We start from the raw sequence: 15,386 nt of genomic DNA, 5'->3' as shown, positions 1-15,386 counted from the left end.
CGCGACCCGCTTGGGGTCGCGCACCTTCATCGGGCCGACGGTCAGCCGGCGATCTCTGCCATACGTTGCCACAAGGAGTAGTACACCTGCCCGGATTTTTGCTCGCGGTGCAGGCGCCAGTTGGCCGGCAGGCCGAGGGTGGAGGGCGGGGTCTCGCTTTCGGTGTAGACCCAGGCGTCGTCCGCCAGCCAGCCACGCTCTTCCAGCAGGGCGCAGGCGGCTGGCAGCAGGTTCTGATGGAACGGCGGGTCGAGGAACGCCAGGTCGAAGCGGCTGGCCGGCTGGGTTTCCAGATAGCGCAGGGCGTCGGCGGTCTGTACCTGGCCGACGGTGCAGCGCAGGGTGCCCAGGTGTTCGCGCAGGCGCGACACGGCCACGCTGCTGGCATCCAGCGCCAGGCCCAGGGTGGCGCCGCGGGACAGCGCCTCGAGGAACAGCGCGCCGCTACCGGCGAACAGGTCGAGTACCTTGGCGCCCGGAACGTAGGGCGCCAGCCAGTTGAACAGGGTTTCGCGCACCCGGTCCGGCGTCGGGCGCAGGCCCGGCACATCGGGGAAGCTCAGGCGCCGACTGCGCCATTCGCCGCCTATGATGCGCAACTGGCCCGCGCCGTTGTGCGGGTTGTGGGCGGGTTTCTTGCTGTGACGCGATGGGCTGGCCATTAGTGCTCCGGAACCCCGAGCGGCTGCTCGGCGGGTTTGTCAGTAGGGGCCGGCAACGGCTTTTGCGGTACGGTCGGACCGGCGGTGACGATCACCATCTTGTCCGTGCTCAGGTGCTTGTTCAGCGCCTCGCGGACCTGGTCCACGGTAAGACTCTGGGAACGCTGCATGAAGTCTTCAAGATAGCTAAGCGGCAGGTTATAGAAGCCGATGGCGCCCAGTTGGCCGACGATATCGGCGTTGCTCGCGGTGGACAGCGGGAAGCTGCCGGCCAGTTCGCGCTTGGCGTCGTCGAGTTCTTTCTGGGTCGGGCCGGTCTTGAGGTAGTCGGCGAGCACATCCTGCACCAGCTTCAGGGTGCCCTGGCTCATTTCGGCGCGGGTCTGCAGGCTGATCATGAACGGGCCGCGCACCTGCATCGGGCTGAAGCCGGAAGAGACGCCGTAGGTCAGGCCGCGTTTCTCGCGGACTTCGCTCATCAGCCGGGTGCCGAAACCGCCACCGCCGAGGATCTGGTTGCCCAGGGCCAGCGCTGCGTAATCCGGGTCGTCGCGGTCGATGCCCAATTGCGCCAGCAGCAGGGTGGTCTGGCTGGAGGGGTATTCGATATGGCCGATGCTGGCCTGGGGCTCGGTCGGCTGGGGGATTTTCGCCAGGGCCGGGCCTTTTGGCAGCGCCGCGGAAACCTGCGCGGCAATCGCCTCGGCCTCGTTGCGCGACAGGTCGCCCACCAGCGCGATCACCACGTTGCCGGCGGTATAGGCCTTGGCGTGGAACGCCCGCAACTGCGCCAGGCTGATCGACGGCACGCTCTGCGCCGTACCGTCGGCGGAATGGGCATACGGATGCGTGCCGTACAGGCGGCGCATCAGCTCCAGGCTCGCCAGCTTGCCGGGGCTCTGCTTCTGGTATTCGAAGCCGGCGAGCATCTGGTTCTTGATGCGGGCCAGGGAGTCGGCGGGGAAGGTCGGCTTGCCGATGACTTCGCTGAACAATTGCAGGGCCGGCGTGCGTTTGTCCGGCGCGCTCAGGCTGCGCAGGGAAAGGATGGCCATGTCCTTGTAGGCGCCGTTGCCGAAGTCGGCGCCCAGGCCTTCGAAACCTTCGGCGATCGCGCCGACATCCTTGCCGGCCACGCCTTCGTTGAGCATGGCGTTGGTCAACTGCGCCAGGCCGGGCGTGCCGCCATCCTGGCTGCTGCCGGCGGCGAAGGTCAGGCGCAGGTCGAACATCGGCAGTTCATGGGCTTCGACGAACAGCACCTTGGCGCCTTCGGCGGTGCTCCAGGTCTTGATGTCGAGGCTGCGGTGGCTTGGCGCCTTGCCGTCGAGTTCGGCCAGGGATTGCAGTTTCTGGGTGCTCTTGGCTTTTTCCAGGGCCTGGCTGGCCTTGGACTCGTCGGCGCGCAGCAGGTAGAGGCCGGCGCCGGCGATCAGGGCCACCAGGGCCAGGCCGAGCAGGACCGGGCTGGCGCTTTTGCGCTTACTCATGAGCGGACTCCTCGGGCAGTACATGGGCAACGCTCAGGCGTTCGCGGGTGAAATAGGTGCGGGCGGCCTTCTGGATGTCCTCAGGGGTCACGCTTTGCAGTTCGGCGAGCTCGGTGTCCATGAGTTTCCAGGACAGGCCGACGGTTTCCAGCTGGCCGATGGCGGTGGCCTGGCTGGAGATGGAATCCCGTTCGTAGACCAGGCCGGCGATCACCTGGGCGCGCACGCGTTCCAACTCTTCGGCGGTCGGCGGGGTCGCCTTCAGCTCGTCGAGCAGGCGCCACAGTCCGGCCTCGGCCTGGGCGACGGTCTTTTTCTTCTGGCTGTTGGGGATGGCCGAAAGCAGGAACAGGCTGTCGCCGCGGGTGTAGGCGTCGAAGCTCGACGAACCGCCGGACACCAGTTCTTCGCCACGCTCCAGGCGGGTCGGGATGCGGGCGCTGTAGCCGCCGTCGAGCAGCGCGGCGATCAGGCGCAGGGCGTGCACCGAGTGCTTGTCCCCGGCGGTGGCGATGCTCGGTACGTTGAAGGCCAGCATCACGCTCGGCAGCTGGGTTTTCACCCGCAGGGTGATCTGCCGCTCGCCCGGCTCGGCCAGTTCCAGCGGTTGCTTCGCGGCCGGCACGTCACGTTTCGGGATGCTGCCGAAATAGCGCTGGGCCAGGGTCTTGACCTCATCCGGGGTGACGTCGCCGACCACCACCAGGGTGGCGTTGTTCGGCACGTACCAGGACTCGTACCAGTGGCGCAGTTCCTCGACTTTCATCCGCTCCAGGTCGGCCATCCAGCCAATGGTCGGCGTGTGGTAGCCGCTGGCGGGGTAGGCCATCGCCTTGAACCGCTCGAAGGCCTTGGACATCGGCTTGTCGTCGGTGCGCAGGCGGCGCTCTTCCTTGATCACTTCGATTTCGCGGCTGAACTCGTCCGGCGGCAGGCGCAGGCTGGCCATGCGGTCGGCTTCCAGCTCGAAGGCCACGCCCAGGCGGTCGCGGGCCAGTACCTGGTAATAAGCGGTGTAGTCGTCGCTGGTGAAGGCGTTCTCTTCGGCGCCCAGATCGCGCAGGATCAGCGAGGCTTCGCCCGGGCCGACTTTCTCGCTGCCCTTGAACATCATGTGTTCCAGGGCGTGGGACAGGCCGGTCTGGCCCGGGGTCTCGTAGCTGGAGCCGACCTTGTACCAGACCTGGGAGACCACGACCGGGGCTCGGTGGTCTTCCCGGACCACGACCTTGAGGCCGTTGTCGAGGGTGAATTCGTGGGTGGGTTGTGAGTCGGCAGCCAGGGCTGCGAGGGGCAGACAAACCGTACTGAGCAGCAGGCCTGCGGCGCGGCGGGCTAGAGCATTCATTCGTTTTTTAAACCTGTTGGGCTGCCCGCTTGGTCTTAGCGTCGGCGGGCGAGGAGATGCTAGGATACTGATCCGTTTTACTGGCGGCCACGCCTATCAGGCTCGCATGGATCAATGTGTGCTTGAGCAGGTTGTATGGGTTTCCGGCAAGAAGCGCAGTTTTATCGACTAGACTTCGACTTTTCGCCGATTTTGCCGTTTCAGTCCTTTAGTAAAATCGATCCTTGGGGCGCCGCTGGGCACCTCGACAAAATGTTGCGCGTGAACAAGCCGGCGGAAACGCAGTCTGTTCTGCATCGAATATTTAATTGCCGATGCGCCTTGCTGGCGCGTCGCTACCTTGAGATAGCCGTCCTCCATGTTTGGTTCCAACGACGACAAGAAGACCCCAGCCGCGGCTGGCGAGAAGAAAGGCCTGTTCGGATGGCTGCGCAAGAAGCCGCAGGAAACCGTCGTCGAACAGCCGCAAGCCCCCGTCGAGCCGACCCCGGCTCCTGTTGCCGAACCGGCCCCTGTCGTGGAAGCCGCCGCACCGGTGGTGCTGCCTATCGCCGAGCCGGTCCTGCAGCCCGTGGCGGAACCGGCCCCGCAGCCGACCCCCGTTGCCCCTGCGCACGCCGAACACCAACCCTGGCTGACCCTCCCGGTGGCGGAAGAGCCGGTGGCCCTGGTCGAAGACGAGCAAGCCCCGCACATCACGCCGCCGATTCCGGCCGCGACCGAGGTGCAGCAGGCCGCCGAGCTGCTGGCGGCCGAAGCGGTGCGCGCCAGCGAGCCGGCCGAGGCCGGGATGCCGTTCGAAGCGGACGACGTGCCACAACCGGTGATCGCCGCCTTCGTTGCGCCTGAGCCCGTTCGTGCGCCGGAGCCTGCTCCTGCTGTCGTTGCTCCAGTTGCTCCAGTTGCGGCGGTCGAAGAGCCCGCTGCCGTCGAGCCTCCCCGCGCCGAAGAAAACAAGGTCGGTTTCTTTGCCCGCCTCAAGCAGGGCCTGTCCAAGACCAGCGCCAGCATCGGCGAAGGCATGGCCAGCCTGTTCCTGGGCAAGAAGACCATCGACGACGAGCTGCTGGAAGACATCGAAACCCGCCTGCTGACCGCCGACGTGGGGGTGGAAGCCACCGCGGTGATCATTCGCAACCTGACGCAGAAGGTCGCACGCAAACAGCTGACCGATGTCGATGCGCTGTACAAGTCGCTGCAGGCCGAGCTGGCGAGCATGCTCAAGCCGGTGGAGCAGCCGCTGCGGATCGCCTCGCAAACCAAGCCGTTCGTGATCCTGGTGGTGGGCGTCAACGGCGCCGGCAAGACCACCACCATCGGCAAGGTGGCCAAGAAGCTGCAGCTCGAAGGCAAGAAAGTCATGCTGGCCGCGGGCGATACCTTCCGCGCCGCCGCTGTGGAACAGCTGCAGGTGTGGGGCGAGCGCAACAAGATCCCGGTGATCGCCCAGCACACCGGCGCGGATTCGGCTTCGGTGATCTTCGACGCCGTGCAGGCCGCCAAGGCCCGTGGCATCGACGTGTTGATCGCCGACACCGCCGGGCGCCTGCACACCAAAGACAACCTGATGGAAGAACTGAAGAAGGTCCGTCGGGTGATCGGCAAGCTCGATGCCGACGCGCCGCACGAAGTGCTGTTGGTGCTCGACGCTGGCACCGGCCAGAACGCCATCAACCAGGCCAAGCATTTCAACCAGAGCGTGGAACTGACCGGCCTGGCCCTGACCAAGCTCGACGGCACTGCCAAGGGCGGGGTGATCTTCGCCCTGGCCAAGCAGTTCGGCCTGCCGATCCGCTATATCGGCGTCGGCGAGGGCATCGACGATTTGCGCGCCTTTGAAGCCGAACCCTTTGTCCAGGCACTGTTTGCCGAGCGGGAGCGTTCATGATTCGTTTCGAACAGGTCGGTAAGCGTTACCCGAACGGCCATGTCGGCCTGCACGAGCTGAGTTTCCGGGTGCGTCGGGGCGAATTTCTGTTCGTGACCGGCCATTCCGGTGCCGGCAAGTCCACGCTGCTGCGGTTGCTGCTGGCCATGGAGCGCCCCACCAGCGGCAAGCTGCTGCTGGCCGGCCAGGACCTGAGCACCATCAGCAATGCGCAGATTCCCTTCCTGCGGCGGCAGATTGGCGTGGTGTTCCAGAACCACCAACTGCTGTTCGATCGCACTGTGTTCAACAATGTCGCCTTGCCGTTGCAGATCCTCGGTCTGTCCAAGGCCGAAATCGCCAAGCGCGTGGACTCGGCCCTGGAGCGCGTGGCGCTGTCGGACAAGGCCGAGCTGTACCCGGGCGACTTGTCCACCGGCCAGCAACAGCGCGTCGGCATCGCCCGCGCCATCGTGCACCGCCCGGCCTTGCTGCTGGCGGACGAACCCACCGGTAACCTCGACCCGCGTCTGGCGGCGGAAATCATGGGCGTATTCGAAGATATCAACCGGCTGGGCACCAGCGTGCTGATCGCCAGCCACGACCTGGCGCTGATCGCGCGCATGCGCCATCGCATGCTGACCTTGCAGCGCGGCCGATTGATCGGCGACGGGGAGGCTGGCGTATGAGTGCGACCCGCAGCCCGAAAGTGGCCGAACGCGTGGCTCCCAAAGCCACGGACCAGCCGCCGCAGAAGAAAAAGCGCGACGAAGACGACGGCCCGGATTTCAGCACCCTGCTGCACGCCTGGATCGAAAGCCATCGCGCCAGCCTGCTGGACAGCCTGCGTCGCCTGGGCAAGCAGCCGATCGGCAGCTTCTTCACCTGCCTGGTGATGGCGGTGGCGCTGAGCCTGCCGATGGGCTTGTCGCTGTTGCTCAGCAACGTCGAGCGCCTGGGGGGATCCTGGCAGCGTGCGGCGCAGATTTCCCTGTACCTGGAACTCGACGCCAGTGCCGGCGAGGGCGAAAGCCTGAGCGAACAGATCAAGGCCATGCCGGGCGTGGCGGATGCCGAGTTCATCAGCAAGGACAAGGCGCTGGATGAGTTCCAGCAACAGTCCGGGCTGGGCGAGGCGCTCAAGGAGTTGCCGCAGAACCCGCTGCCGGGCGTGGTCCTGGTGACGCCCAACGAAGTGGACAAGACCACCCTGGAAGCCTTGCGCCAGCGCCTGGCGGAAATGCCCAAGGTGCAACAGGCGCAGCTGGACCTGGTATGGGTCGAGCGCCTGGCGGCGATTCTCAAGCTGGGCGACCGGTTTGTCTTCGGCCTGACGGTGCTGCTGGTTTCTGCATTACTTTTGGTGATAGGCAATACCATTCGTCTTCATATTGAAAACCGCCGCACCGAGATAGAAGTGATTAAACTCGTCGGCGGCACTGACAGTTATGTGCGGCGTCCCTTCCTTTATATGGGTGCCTTGTATGGCTTCGGTGCGGGGATCCTGTCATGGGGTGTCCTGGCGTTCGGCCTCAACTGGTTGAACGACGCGGTAGTGGGGCTGGCTGGCTTGTACGGCAGTGATTTTGCCCTCGCTGGCGTGCCGGTCGCCGATGGTCTGTCGCTCTTGCTTGGCGCCGTGTTGTTGGGGTATATCGGTGCGTGGATTGCAGTCGCCCGCCACTTGCGGGAGCTGGCGCCGAAATAGTGTCTTTTTGCTTGCATTGACCTTTCAGTATTTTTGGGAACTTGTTTTTCGGTTTCCGGTCAATTTTCAGCAGTGCTGAATAAGCACGAGTTATGTGAGTCGGAGGTTTTTTCGTATGACCACTTCTTTGCAACCTGCTTATGCCTTGGTCCCGGGTGCGAACCTGGAGGCCTACGTGCACACGGTGAACAGCATTCCTTTGCTGACGCCCGAGCAGGAGCGTGAACTGGCCGAGAGTCTCTACTATGAGCAGGATCTTGAGGCGGCTCGGCAGATGGTGCTCGCCCACCTGCGTTTTGTCGTACATATCGCCCGTAGCTATTCCGGCTACGGTCTGGCCCAGGCCGACCTGATCCAGGAAGGCAACGTCGGCCTGATGAAGGCAGTAAAGCGTTTCAACCCGGAAATGGGCGTGCGCCTGGTGTCGTTCGCCGTGCACTGGATCAAGGCGGAAATCCACGAGTTCATCCTGCGCAACTGGCGCATTGTGAAAGTCGCGACCACCAAGGCCCAGCGCAAGCTGTTCTTCAACCTGCGCAGCCAGAAGAAGCGCCTGGCCTGGTTGAACAACGAAGAAGTCCATCGCGTGGCGGAAAGCCTCGGCGTGGAACCGCGCGAAGTGCGCGAGATGGAAAGTCGCCTGACCGGCCATGACATGGCCTTCGACCCAGCCGCCGAAGCGGATGACGACAGCGCCTTCCAATCGCCGGCCAACTACCTGGAAGACCACCGGTACGATCCGGCTCGCCAGCTGGAAGACGCCGACTGGACCGACAACTCCACCAGCAACCTGCACGAGGCGCTGGAAGTACTGGACGACCGTAGCCGCGACATCCTCTACCAGCGCTGGCTGGCGGAAGAGAAAGCCACGCTGCACGACCTGGCGCAGAAGTACAACGTCTCGGCCGAGCGTATCCGTCAGCTCGAAAAGAGCGCGATGAACAAGCTCAAGCTGTCGATTACCGCGTAATACACAGCGCTACGCAAAACGCCCCGATCCGATCGGGGCGTTTTTGTTTGTGGGAGTTGTGGTGTCTGTAGGGGCGCTCTCGCGAGCAAGCTTCGCTCCTACGGGGCCGCGCATTCTTCTGTAGGAGCGAAGCTTGCTCGCGATCAGGTCTTGAACGTTACTGCGACCACAGCGCCTTGCGCGAATCGTTCAGCCCCAGCAGATAGCTGTCCCCGCCCAATTGGCTCATCTGCCGGCGGATCCAGCCGGCCCGTTGCGCTACATAAGGGCTTGGGTGGCTGGCGCTCCAGACCCGCGGGTTGGGCAGGACCGCCGCCAGCAGGCTGGCCTGTTGCCGCGACAGCGAACGGGCGCTGACACCGAAGTGATGCTGCGCCGCCGCTTCGGCGCCGAACACGCCTTCGTCCCATTCGACGCTGTTGAGGTAGACCTCGAGAATCCGCTGTTTAGACCAGAAGATCTCGATCAGCCCGGTGAACCAGGCCTCCAGCCCTTTGCGCAACCAGCTGCGTCCGGACCACAGGAACAGGTTCTTCGCCACCTGCTGGCTCAAGGTGCTGGCGCCGCGGATCGAACCGCCGCGCTCGTTGTGGGCGAAGGCGGCCTGGATCGCGCCGATGTCGAACCCCCAGTGCTCGGAGAACTTCTGGTCTTCGCCGGCGATCACCGCCACCTTCAGGTCGTCGGCGATCTCGTCCCAGGGTTTCCAGCTGCGTTGCAGGTCGATGGGCTCGCCGTCGACCCAGGACTCGATCTTGCGTTCGACCATCAGGGCCGTTCCCGGGGGCGGCACGATCCGCAGCAGCAATACCAGCAAGACGCTGCCCACAGCGAACCAGAGCAGGACTTTAGAGACGCGACGAAGAAGTAAACGCAGCATAGAGATGGCTTGGCCGAACCCGTTGAGCGCGCCATTATACAGACCCGCTCGCTGATTCTGACTGGAGTTCCTCATGCTGCGTGGCTTCCTGATGCTGGCCGCCTTTTTCGGCTTTACCGGCGTTGCCCTGGGGGCTTTTGCCGCCCATGGCCTGAAAAACCGCCTGAGCGCCGACTACCTGGCGATTTTCCACACCGGCGTTACCTACCAGCTGATCCATACCCTGGCGCTGCTGGGGGTGGCGTTGCTGGCCACGCAGATTCCCGGCCGCCTGGTGAACTGGGCCGGTGCCTCGTTCGCCCTGGGGATCCTGCTGTTTTCCGGCAGCCTCTACCTCCTGACCCTGACCGGCATCGGCAAGCTGGGCATCATCACCCCGCTGGGCGGCCTGGCGTTCCTGGTCGGCTGGTTTTTGCTCGGTCTTGCCGCCTGGCGCCTGCAACTGACCGCTTGACGCTTGTAGCTGACCTTTAGGTCATGATCGGGCTAGAATGCTGGCCCCTAAAAATGATGGCGGCATCCGGCATGCGCATTCAGTTGAACGGCGAATCCTATGAACTGCCCGACGGCGAGACCGTTGCGGCCCTGCTGACCCGTCTGGACCTGACCGGACGCCGGATCGCAGTGGAGCTCAACCTGGATATCGTCCCGCGCAGCCTGCACGCCGAGACCACCCTCAACGAGGGCGATCAGGTTGAAGTGGTGCATGCCATCGGCGGCGGCTAGCCGCCCAGGGTAAGAGCCCCGCGGCAGGCCAAGCCGGCCCGGAATGCGCATTTGCCGCCCGTAATGGATCGCCTGGCGTCGGTTCCTGGCGGCGCCTCCCGGGTTTCTCGGCGTGGAACCCTACAGAATTCTGCAAGAACCTCACCCCAACAGAGGATTTCCGATGAGCAACGTTCGCAGCGACAAGCCCTTCGTCCTGGCTGGCCGTACCTACCAGTCGCGCTTGCTGGTAGGGACCGGCAAGTACCGTGACATGGAAGAAACCCGCCTGGCCATCGAAGCCTCGGGTGCCGAGATCGTCACCGTCGCCGTGCGCCGGACCAACATCGGCCAGAACCCCGGCGAGCCGAACCTGCTGGATATCCTGCCGCCGGATCGCTACACCATCCTGCCGAACACCGCCGGTTGCTATGACGCGGTCGAGGCCGTGCGCACCTGCCGCCTGGCCCGTGAGCTGCTCGACGGCCACAACCTGGTGAAGCTGGAAGTGCTGGCCGACCAGAAGACCCTGTTCCCCAACGTGCTGGAAACCCTCAAGGCCGCCGAAGTGCTGGTCAAGGAAGGTTTCGACGTGATGGTGTACACCAGCGACGACCCGATCATCGCCCGCCAGCTGGCGGAAATGGGCTGCATCGCGGTCATGCCGCTGGCCGGCCTGATCGGTACTGGCCTGGGGATCTGCAACCCGTACAACCTGCAGATTATCCTCGAAGAAGCCAAGGTCCCGGTGCTGGTGGATGCCGGTGTCGGCACCGCCTCCGATGCCACCATCGCCATGGAGCTGGGCTGCGAGGCGGTGCTGATGAACTCGGCCATCGCTCACGCGCAACAACCGGTGCTGATGGCCGAGGCCATGAAGCACGCCATCGTGGCAGGCCGCCTGGCGTACCTCGCCGGCCGCATGCCGAAGAAACTCTATGCCAGCGCCTCCTCGCCGCTGGATGGTCTGATCAAGTAAGAGCCATTGATGACTGAATCAAACGACACGCCAATCCAGCCGGAAGCCGGCGACGAGCGCCAACACCGCCGCATCAAGAGTTTCGTGATGCGCGCCGGGCGCATGACCGAAGGCCAGCAGCGCGGCCTGGAGCAGGGCGCGCCGCTGTACGTGCTGCCGCTGGCCGACGCGCCGGTGGACTTCGACCAGGTGTTCGGCCGTTCGGCGCCGCGCTCGCTGGAAATCGGCTTCGGCATGGGCCATTCGCTGCTGGAAATGGCTGCGGCTGCGCCGGAGCAGGATTTCATCGGTGTGGAAGTGCACCGTCCGGGTGTTGGCGCGCTGCTCAACGGCGTGCTGACTCAGGGCCTGACCAACCTGCGGGTCTACGATTGCGATGCGATCGAAGTGCTCAACCGCTGCATCGCCGATAACAGCCTGGATCGCCTGATGCTGTTTTTCCCCGATCCGTGGCACAAGAGCCGTCACCACAAGCGCCGTATCGTCCAGGCGTCTTTTGCCGAGCTGGTGCGCAGCAAGCTCAAGGTCGGCGGCATCCTGCACATGGCCACCGACTGGGAGCCGTATGCCGAGTACATGCTGGAAGTGATGAATGTCGCGCCGGGTTACCGCAACCTGGCCGAAGACGGCAAGTGCGTGCCACGCCCGGCCGAACGCCCGATCACCAAGTTCGAGCGCCGCGGCGAGCGCCTGGGGCATGGGGTGTGGGATCTGAAGTTCGAAAAGCTGGCCTGAGCCCTGCTGTGTAGGAGCATCCGCTGGATGCTCGATTGCTCGCGATCAGCTGCCAGGCTGAAAAGTCGACGCAGCGAAGTCCGCTATCGCGAGCAAGCTTCGCTCCTACAGGGGCGAGAGGAAATCGACGGGAACGTGGTCGGTCAGCCAGACCCCGTTCTCGGCCTGATAGAACTTGAAGCCCTGCGCCTGCATGTCCTGTGCGGCGACCTTGAGTATCACCACCTTCCCGTATCGCTGGCCCACCGCCTCGGCCGTCGCCATGTCCTGTGACAGGTGCACGTGATGGCGCGAGCCTGGGATCAGGCCTTTCTCGTCGATCGACGCCATGAACCGGCTGGCGGTGCCGTGATAGAGCACGGCCGGGGGCTGCTTTTCAGCGAGTTGCAGGTTCACGCTGGCGCTGGAGTGGCCTTGCACGGCGCGGATGCGCTGCTGGTCTGCGGACAGGGCGAAGCGCTTCTTGTCGTTGCTGGCCACCACCTCGGCGATCAGCTCGGGCGTCAGTTGGCGTCCTTCGCGGGCGGCGCCGTCGATCAAGGCATCGATCCTGGCCCAGCCTTCGCTGTCCAGCTCAAGGCCGATCGCCTGGGGTTCATGGCGCAGCACGTAGCTGAGGAATTTGCTGGTGTCGTCCAGTCGTTTCTTACTCATATTTCATGCATCCCTGCGTTCTGTAGGCGCGAGTGGGCGGTGATCCGAAGTGCCCGCGATGGGAGTCCCGCGGCCTGTCTGGATGTCGCGTTATCGTTCATCGCGAGCAAGCTTCGCTCCTACAGGTACGGCGTGATCCCTGTAGGAGCGAGGCTCGCCCGCGATCAGGTCAGCGGCGGTCCGCCACCACGCCGATCAACACCAGCACCACCAGCAGCACCGGCGCCAGGCTGTAATTGTTGAACTGGCTCAGGCCGCGGACGATCCAGGGCGTGGCGTAGATCAGCGCCGCGCCGCTGCCGATCATGCACAGCAGCGCCATCATCGGCACGCGCAGGGCACCGGCGAGGCCGCCCAGGCGGGCTTCGACCCAGCCCTTGATATCCGCGCCGAACAGCACCAGCAGGCAACCCACGAGGGCCAGGGAGATTTCCGAAAGGTTGCTGCGGCTCCAGCGGGACACGGTGGCGAGCAGGTCGAGTATCAAATCCATGTGGTTTCCCTTAGGGCTGAAATCAGCTCAGAAATTTCTGCAGCAAGTCGTTGAGGAAGAGCTGGCCACGCGGGGTGGCGGCCAGGCGTGACGGTTCGACCTGCAACAGGCCGCTTTGTTCGGCCTCGCGACGGCCTTCGGCGAGGCTTTCCAGGGGCAGCCCGGTGCGTTCCGGGTAGAGCTGCGCCTCGACGCCCTCGGTCAGGCGCAGGGCGTTCATCAGGAACTCGAACGGCAGCTCGTCGTCGGCCAGGGCCTTTTCGCCGGCCTTGAAGCTTTTTGCCGGGTTGAGGTAGTCCTTGGGCAGACGGGTCTTCCAGGTGCGCACGATGCGCCCGTCCGGGTGGCTGAGCTTGCCGTGGGCGCCGGCGCCGATACCGATGAAGTCGCCAAAGCTCCAGTAGTTCAGGTTATGCCGCGCCGCCCGGCCGGGTTGGGCATAGGCCGAGACTTCGTACTGGGCGTAGCCGTGCTCGGCCAGCAGCGCCTGGCCGGCTTCCTGGATATCCCACAGGGTGTCGTCTTCCGGCAGCGTCGGCGGCTGGTTCCAGAACACCGTGTTGGGCTCCAGGGTCAGCTGGTACCAGGACAGATGGGTCGGCTGCATGGCGATGGCCTGGCGCAGGTCGCCCAGGGCATCCTCCAGGGACTGGTCGGGCAAGCCGTGCATCAGGTCCAGGTTGAAGTTATCGAACCCGGCCCGGCGCGCCATGTCGGCGGCGCGCACCGCTTCGTCGCCGTTGTGGATGCGGCCCAGGGCCTTGAGCTTGTCTTCCTGGAAGCTCTGGATGCCGATCGACAGGCGATTGATGCCCAGGGCGCGATAGGCGGTGAACTTCTCCTGCTCGAAGGTCCCGGGGTTGGCTTCCAGGGTGATTTCGATATCGGCGGCGAAGGCAATGCGTTGCTTCACGCCTTCGAGCAAGCGGCCCAGGGCCTGGGCGCTGAACAGGCTCGGCGTGCCGCCGCCGAAGAAGATCGAGCTCAGCTCACGGCCGTAGGCGGCGGGCAGGTCCTGTTCGAGGTCGGCCAGCAGGGCGTCGACGTACTCTTCTTCCGGCAGCACCGGGCTGGCGGCATGGGAATTGAAGTCGCAGTAAGGGCATTTGCGTACACACCACGGGATGTGGATGTACAGCGCCAGGGGCGGCAGGTGGGGCAGGGCCGCCCGGGGCGTTGGCGCGCCGCCGAAGATCAGCGGCGACGCGGACGAATCGATGGTCATTGCAGGCCCAGGCGTTGCCGCAGGATGGCCATGGCGCGGGCGCGATGGCTGAGCTGGTTCTTTTGCACCGGGTCCAGTTCGGCGCTGGAGCAGTTGCGCTCCGGCACCCAGAACAGCGGATCGTAGCCGAAGCCGTGTTCGCCGCTGGCCGCGGTGAGGATGCGCCCATGCCACAGGCCTTCGCAGAGGATCGGCAGCGGGTCGTCGGCGTGCCGCACCAGGGCCAGCACGCAGACGAACTGCGCGCCGCGCTCGGCTTCGGGCACGTCCTTCAGGGCGTCCAGCAGCTTGGCGTTGTTCGCCGCGTCGCCCCGGCCATCGGCATAACGCGCCGAGTAGATGCCCGGCGCGCCGCCGAGGAAATCCACCGCCAGGCCCGAATCGTCCGCCAGCGCCGGCAGGCCGGAAATGCGCGAGGCGTTACGGGCCTTGAGGATGGCGTTCTCGACGAACGACAGGCCGGTTTCTTCTGGTTCGACGCTGCTGAACTCGCCGATCGAGCGCAGTTGCACCGAGCCGCCGAGCATGGCCTGGAGCTCCTTGAGTTTGCCGGCGTTATGGCTGGCCAGTACGAGTTGGGTAAAAGTCATCATTCGCCGGGGAAAAGTTCTTGGTTGAAGTTGATGGTGTTGATCGTGTCACCGGTCTGCACCTTGACCTCGAAGGTGCGGGTTTCCTGCTGCTCTACCGGGTATTGGGCGATGTAGTAGATCGCACCCTGTTCGGTGATCTGCTTGAATTTCAGTGGCACCGCGTTGCTGGTCAGGTCCTTGACGGTGCCGGTCACCTGGGCGACCTGCGGCTTGCCGGCCTTGAGCACGGAAACGTTGATCACGCCCTGGTTCTTGCTGCGCACCAGCTCCGCGGCCTTGGCGATGTCCGGTTGCAGGAAGGTGGAGTTGAAGGTGTTGTAGTGCACGGTCACGTCACCGAACACTTCCTGGCGCTCGCCCTTGATGGTGTCGGCGGCCATCGCCGACGCGCCGAGGCACGCTGCCAATAGAAAAGTAACCAAGCGACCCATGATCGTTCTCCTTGCTGTACCTGGTTTATACCGCGATCTGGTGGTCCTGCAGGCCGGGGCTGCTGACGCGGTAGATGCCGATCTCACCTAACAGATTAGGCCATAGCTTACTGGCCCACCCATGGCGGTGCTGTTGATCCACCGCAAGGCGATCGATGACCTTGGCTTCACGTTCGCGGCACAGTTCCTCGAAGTCCTCGAAAGTACAGAAGTGGATGTTCGGCGTGTTGTACCAGGTGTACGGGAGGAATTCGGAGACCGGCATCCGCCCCTTGCTGGCCAGGTACCAGCGGCAGCGCCAGTGGCCGAAGTTGGGGAAGGTGATGATGCACTGGCGGCCGACGCGCAGCATTTCGTCGAGGATCCGGTCCGGGTAGTGCACGGCTTGCAGGGCCTGGGTCATGACCACGATGTCGAAGCTGTTGCTGGCGAAGTTGCCCAGGCCCTTGTCCAGGTCCTGCTCGATGACGTTGATGCCCTTGGCCACGCACTCGGCGATGTTGTCCGGGTCGTTTTCCAGGCCGTAGCCGGTGACCTGCTTGTGATCGCGCAGCCAGGTCAGCAATTCGCCATCGCCGCAGCCGAGGTCGAGCACGCGGCTGCCGGCGGGGATCCATTCCTGGATGATTTCCAGATCCGCTCTCAT

19 protein-coding genes are annotated in these 15,386 nt (G+C 64.4%); 8 read left to right on the top strand and 11 right to left on the bottom strand.

What is annotated here, in order from left to right; genetic code table 11:
* Positions 1-41: 41 nt before the first annotated feature.
* The 4 genes from rsmD to TO66_RS33540 all read right to left on the bottom strand — a co-directional run bounded on the left by rsmD (position 42) and on the right by TO66_RS33540 (position 3,860).
* Entirely contained in the window at positions 42-662 is a 621-nt protein-coding gene (gene rsmD, locus TO66_RS29645; RefSeq protein ID WP_044465585.1) for a 16S rRNA (guanine(966)-N(2))-methyltransferase RsmD, read from the bottom strand.
* Positions 662-2,152 (bottom strand): pitrilysin family protein, encoded by a 1,491-nt coding sequence (locus TO66_RS29640; protein WP_044465584.1) that lies wholly within the window; start codon positions 2,150-2,152, stop codon positions 662-664. The genes rsmD and TO66_RS29640 overlap by 1 nt, the downstream gene beginning before the upstream one ends.
* Positions 2,145-3,500 (bottom strand): pitrilysin family protein, encoded by a 1,356-nt coding sequence (locus TO66_RS29635; protein WP_044465583.1) that lies wholly within the window; start codon positions 3,498-3,500, stop codon positions 2,145-2,147. The genes TO66_RS29640 and TO66_RS29635 overlap by 8 nt, the downstream gene beginning before the upstream one ends.
* Before the next feature lie 168 nt (positions 3,501-3,668).
* On the bottom strand, positions 3,669-3,860 hold the full coding sequence (locus TO66_RS33540) for a hypothetical protein (protein ID WP_156162106.1): 192 nt from the start codon (positions 3,858-3,860) through the stop codon (positions 3,669-3,671).
* On the opposite strand from TO66_RS33540, the gene ftsY reads away from it, so the two are divergent.
* The 4 genes from ftsY to rpoH all read left to right on the top strand — a co-directional run bounded on the left by ftsY (position 3,859) and on the right by rpoH (position 8,045).
* Entirely contained in the window at positions 3,859-5,388 is a 1,530-nt protein-coding gene (ftsY, locus tag TO66_RS29630; protein WP_044465582.1) for a signal recognition particle-docking protein FtsY, read from the top strand. The genes TO66_RS33540 and ftsY overlap by 2 nt on opposite strands.
* Positions 5,385-6,056 carry a cell division ATP-binding protein FtsE gene (gene ftsE / locus TO66_RS29625; protein ID WP_044465581.1) on the top strand — a complete coding sequence of 224 codons (672 nt, stop codon included), beginning with the start codon at positions 5,385-5,387 and terminating at the stop codon, positions 6,054-6,056. The genes ftsY and ftsE overlap by 4 nt, the downstream gene beginning before the upstream one ends.
* The gene (ftsX, locus tag TO66_RS29620; protein WP_044465580.1) at positions 6,053-7,075 is read left to right on the top strand and encodes a permease-like cell division protein FtsX; all 1,023 of its coding nucleotides are present in this window, start codon (positions 6,053-6,055) and stop codon (positions 7,073-7,075) included. The genes ftsE and ftsX overlap by 4 nt, the downstream gene beginning before the upstream one ends.
* A gap of 115 nt (positions 7,076-7,190) precedes the next feature.
* The gene (rpoH, locus tag TO66_RS29615; RefSeq protein WP_044465579.1) at positions 7,191-8,045 is read left to right on the top strand and encodes an RNA polymerase sigma factor RpoH; all 855 of its coding nucleotides are present in this window, start codon (positions 7,191-7,193) and stop codon (positions 8,043-8,045) included.
* 157 nt (positions 8,046-8,202) lie between these two features.
* Here rpoH and mtgA read toward each other — a convergent pair whose 3' ends face one another.
* Positions 8,203-8,925, bottom strand: coding sequence for a monofunctional biosynthetic peptidoglycan transglycosylase (gene mtgA / locus TO66_RS29610; RefSeq protein WP_044466185.1), 723 nt, complete (start codon positions 8,923-8,925; stop codon positions 8,203-8,205).
* A 73-nt stretch (positions 8,926-8,998) separates the two neighbouring features.
* On the opposite strand from mtgA, the gene TO66_RS29605 reads away from it, so the two are divergent.
* The 4 genes from TO66_RS29605 (at position 8,999) to trmB (ending at position 11,344) form a co-directional block, all read left to right on the top strand.
* Positions 8,999-9,379, top strand: coding sequence for a DUF423 domain-containing protein (locus TO66_RS29605; RefSeq protein ID WP_044465578.1), 381 nt, complete (start codon positions 8,999-9,001; stop codon positions 9,377-9,379).
* Positions 9,380-9,450: 71 nt separating this feature from the next.
* Entirely contained in the window at positions 9,451-9,651 is a 201-nt protein-coding gene (gene thiS, locus TO66_RS29600) for a sulfur carrier protein ThiS (RefSeq protein WP_045880755.1), read from the top strand.
* A 163-nt stretch (positions 9,652-9,814) separates the two neighbouring features.
* A complete protein-coding gene (locus tag TO66_RS29595; RefSeq protein ID WP_007921204.1) occupies positions 9,815-10,609 on the top strand; it encodes a thiazole synthase in 795 nt (264 codons plus the stop codon).
* A 9-nt stretch (positions 10,610-10,618) separates the two neighbouring features.
* Positions 10,619-11,344, top strand: a complete 726-nt coding sequence (gene trmB, locus TO66_RS29590) for a tRNA (guanosine(46)-N7)-methyltransferase TrmB (protein ID WP_016704842.1) — start codon at positions 10,619-10,621, stop codon at positions 11,342-11,344.
* Positions 11,345-11,449: 105 nt separating this feature from the next.
* Here trmB and TO66_RS29585 read toward each other — a convergent pair whose 3' ends face one another.
* From TO66_RS29585 to metW, 6 genes are all read right to left on the bottom strand, one after another.
* The gene (locus TO66_RS29585; RefSeq protein ID WP_044465577.1) at positions 11,450-11,998 is read right to left on the bottom strand and encodes an RNA 2'-phosphotransferase; all 549 of its coding nucleotides are present in this window, start codon (positions 11,996-11,998) and stop codon (positions 11,450-11,452) included.
* Between the two features lie 169 nt (positions 11,999-12,167).
* Positions 12,168-12,491, bottom strand: coding sequence for a DUF3392 domain-containing protein (locus TO66_RS29580; RefSeq protein WP_007921199.1), 324 nt, complete (start codon positions 12,489-12,491; stop codon positions 12,168-12,170).
* Between the two features lie 22 nt (positions 12,492-12,513).
* Positions 12,514-13,716, bottom strand: a complete 1,203-nt coding sequence (hemW, locus tag TO66_RS29575) for a radical SAM family heme chaperone HemW (protein WP_044465576.1) — start codon at positions 13,714-13,716, stop codon at positions 12,514-12,516.
* Positions 13,713-14,309: an RdgB/HAM1 family non-canonical purine NTP pyrophosphatase gene (gene rdgB, locus TO66_RS29570; protein ID WP_044465575.1), complete on the bottom strand. Its 597-nt coding sequence runs from the start codon at positions 14,307-14,309 to the stop codon at positions 13,713-13,715. The genes hemW and rdgB overlap by 4 nt, the downstream gene beginning before the upstream one ends.
* Positions 14,306-14,740, bottom strand: a complete 435-nt coding sequence (locus tag TO66_RS29565; protein ID WP_044465574.1) for a DUF4426 domain-containing protein — start codon at positions 14,738-14,740, stop codon at positions 14,306-14,308. Before TO66_RS29565 ends, rdgB begins: the two co-directional genes overlap by 4 nt.
* Before the next feature lie 25 nt (positions 14,741-14,765).
* On the bottom strand, positions 14,766-15,386 hold the full coding sequence (gene metW / locus TO66_RS29560; RefSeq protein WP_023967992.1) for a methionine biosynthesis protein MetW: 621 nt from the start codon (positions 15,384-15,386) through the stop codon (positions 14,766-14,768).

Source organism: Pseudomonas sp. MRSN 12121, from assembly GCF_000931465.1.
In the GTDB taxonomy this organism is placed as follows: domain Bacteria; phylum Pseudomonadota; class Gammaproteobacteria; order Pseudomonadales; family Pseudomonadaceae; genus Aquipseudomonas.
Note: the sequence above shows the minus strand (reverse complement) of the source record. Positions and strands in the feature narration are given on the sequence as shown.

Coding starts and splice junctions, on each gene's coding strand:
- ftsY (WP_044465582.1), top strand. CDS start 3,859: ATGTTTGGTTCCAACGACGACAAGAAGACCCCAGCCGCGGCTGGCGAG.
- ftsX (WP_044465580.1), top strand. CDS start 6,053: ATGAGTGCGACCCGCAGCCCGAAAGTGGCCGAACGCGTGGCTCCCAAA.
- TO66_RS29595 (WP_007921204.1), top strand. CDS start 9,815: ATGAGCAACGTTCGCAGCGACAAGCCCTTCGTCCTGGCTGGCCGTACC.
- trmB (WP_016704842.1), top strand. CDS start 10,619: ATGACTGAATCAAACGACACGCCAATCCAGCCGGAAGCCGGCGACGAG.
- TO66_RS29580 (WP_007921199.1), bottom strand. CDS start 12,491: ATGGATTTGATACTCGACCTGCTCGCCACCGTGTCCCGCTGGAGCCGC.
- mtgA (WP_044466185.1), bottom strand. CDS start 8,925: ATGCTGCGTTTACTTCTTCGTCGCGTCTCTAAAGTCCTGCTCTGGTTC.
- ftsE (WP_044465581.1), top strand. CDS start 5,385: ATGATTCGTTTCGAACAGGTCGGTAAGCGTTACCCGAACGGCCATGTC.
- TO66_RS29565 (WP_044465574.1), bottom strand. CDS start 14,740: ATGGGTCGCTTGGTTACTTTTCTATTGGCAGCGTGCCTCGGCGCGTCG.
- hemW (WP_044465576.1), bottom strand. CDS start 13,716: ATGACCATCGATTCGTCCGCGTCGCCGCTGATCTTCGGCGGCGCGCCA.
- TO66_RS29585 (WP_044465577.1), bottom strand. CDS start 11,998: ATGAGTAAGAAACGACTGGACGACACCAGCAAATTCCTCAGCTACGTG.
- TO66_RS29605 (WP_044465578.1), top strand. CDS start 8,999: ATGCTGCGTGGCTTCCTGATGCTGGCCGCCTTTTTCGGCTTTACCGGC.
- rdgB (WP_044465575.1), bottom strand. CDS start 14,309: ATGATGACTTTTACCCAACTCGTACTGGCCAGCCATAACGCCGGCAAA.
- TO66_RS29635 (WP_044465583.1), bottom strand. CDS start 3,500: ATGAATGCTCTAGCCCGCCGCGCCGCAGGCCTGCTGCTCAGTACGGTT.
- thiS (WP_045880755.1), top strand. CDS start 9,451: ATGCGCATTCAGTTGAACGGCGAATCCTATGAACTGCCCGACGGCGAG.
- metW (WP_023967992.1), bottom strand. CDS start 15,386: ATGAGAGCGGATCTGGAAATCATCCAGGAATGGATCCCCGCCGGCAGC.
- rsmD (WP_044465585.1), bottom strand. CDS start 662: ATGGCCAGCCCATCGCGTCACAGCAAGAAACCCGCCCACAACCCGCAC.
- rpoH (WP_044465579.1), top strand. CDS start 7,191: ATGACCACTTCTTTGCAACCTGCTTATGCCTTGGTCCCGGGTGCGAAC.
- TO66_RS29640 (WP_044465584.1), bottom strand. CDS start 2,152: ATGAGTAAGCGCAAAAGCGCCAGCCCGGTCCTGCTCGGCCTGGCCCTG.
- TO66_RS33540 (WP_156162106.1), bottom strand. CDS start 3,860: ATGGAGGACGGCTATCTCAAGGTAGCGACGCGCCAGCAAGGCGCATCG.